Genomic DNA, 1,876 nt, shown 5'->3' with positions numbered 1-1,876 from the left:
TGTTGTTACACGCTTTCACCTGTGAGCTGCTGCTCGTTTTGGCGAATGTTATGTGTGTGGTAAGCCCTCGACCGATTAGTACCAGTCACCTGCACGCATTACTGCGCTTCCAGTTCTGGCCTATCAACCCCATAGTCTGTAGGGGGTCTTACCCACTCAAGGTGGTGAGAAACCTCATCTTGGAACAGGCTTCCCGCTTAGATGCTTTCAGCGGTTATCCCTTCCGAACGTAGCCAACCAGCCGTGCTCCTGGTGGAACAACTGGCACACCAGAGGTTCGTCCGTCCCGGTCCTCTCGTACTAGGGACAGCCTTCCTCAAGTTTCTAACGCGCGCGGCGGATAGAGACCGAACTGTCTCACGACGTTCTAAACCCAGCTCGCGTGCCGCTTTAATGGGCGAACAGCCCAACCCTTGGGACCTACTCCAGCCCCAGGATGCGACGAGCCGACATCGAGGTGCCAAACCATCCCGTCGATATGGACTCTTGGGGAAGATCAGCCTGTTATCCCCGGGGTACCTTTTATCCGTTGAGCGACACCGCTTCCACTTGCCGGTGCCGGATCACTAGTCCCGACTTTCGTCCCTGCTCGACCTGTCAGTCTCACAGTCAAGCTCCCTTGTGCACTTGCACTCAACACCTGATTGCCAACCAGGCTGAGGGAACCTTTGGGCGCCTCCGTTACATTTTGGGAGGCAACCGCCCCAGTTAAACTACCCACCAGGCACTGTCCCTGAACCAGATCATGGTCCGAGGTTAAGGTATCCAATACGATCAGAGTGGTATTTCAACAACGACTCCACGAACACTGGCGTGCCCGCTTCACAGTCTCCCACCTATCCTACACAAACCGAACCGAACACCAATACCAAGCTATAGTGAAGGTCCCGGGGTCTTTTCGTCCTGCCGCGCGTAACGAGCATCTTTACTCGTACTGCAATTTCGCCGAGTCTGTGGTTGAGACAGCAGAGAAGTCGTTACGCCATTCGTGCAGGTCGGAACTTACCCGACAAGGAATTTCGCTACCTTAGGATGGTTATAGTTACCACCGCCGTTTACTGGGGCTTAAATTCTCAGCTTCGCCTTACGGCTAACCGGTCCTCTTAACCTTCCAGCACCGGGCAGGCGTCAGTCCATATACATCGTCTTACGACTTCGCATGGACCTGTGTTTTTAGTAAACAGTCGCTTCTCTCTGGTCTCTGCGACCCCACACCGCTCCGACCGCAAAGGATCATCACCGTGCGAGGTCCCCCTTCTCCCGAAGTTACGGGGGCATTTTGCCGAGTTCCTTAACCACAGTTCTCTCGATCTCCTTGGTATTCTCTACCTGACCACCTGTGTTGGTTTGGGGTACGGGCCACATCAGATCTCGCTAGAGGCTTTTCTCGGCAGCATAGGATCATGGAATTCACCGCAACGGCTACGCATCACCTCTCAGGCTGCATGGGATCCGGATTTGCCTAGATCCCGCCCTACAGGCTTACACCAGTACAACCACTGACTGGCCCCACTACCTTCCTGCGTCACCCCATCGCTTGACTACTACCAGCCGAGGTCCCGTGCATCCACCAGCTCGTCACCCGAAGGTGATCTCGCGGCTTCAGGACGGTTAGTACAACTGATTCATCAGGGGCGATCTGACACGGGTACGGGAATATCAACCCGTTGTCCATCGACTACGCCTGTCGGCCTCGCCTTAGGTCCCGACTCACCCTGGGAGGATTAACCTAGCCCAGGAACCCTTGGTCATCCGGAGGACACGTTTCTCACGTGTCATTCGCTACTCATGCCTGCATTCTCACTCGCACAGCCTCCACAACTGGGTCACCCCGCTGCTTCTACGGCTGCACGACGCTCCCCTACCCACCCACACC

The 1,876-nt window shown here is 55.6% G+C and carries 1 rRNA gene (running past one end of the window); it reads right to left on the bottom strand.

The features are described 5' to 3' along the window. Window positions 1–55: 55 nt before the first annotated feature. A 23S ribosomal RNA gene (locus ABZX10_RS22720) occupies window positions 56–1,876 on the bottom strand; it runs 1,204 nt beyond the window's last position.

Origin of the sequence: Tsukamurella sp. NPDC003166 (assembly GCF_040611135.1) — a bacterium.
Taxonomy (GTDB): domain Bacteria; phylum Actinomycetota; class Actinomycetes; order Mycobacteriales; family Mycobacteriaceae; genus Tsukamurella.
Note: the sequence above shows the minus strand (reverse complement) of the source record. Positions and strands in the feature narration are given on the sequence as shown.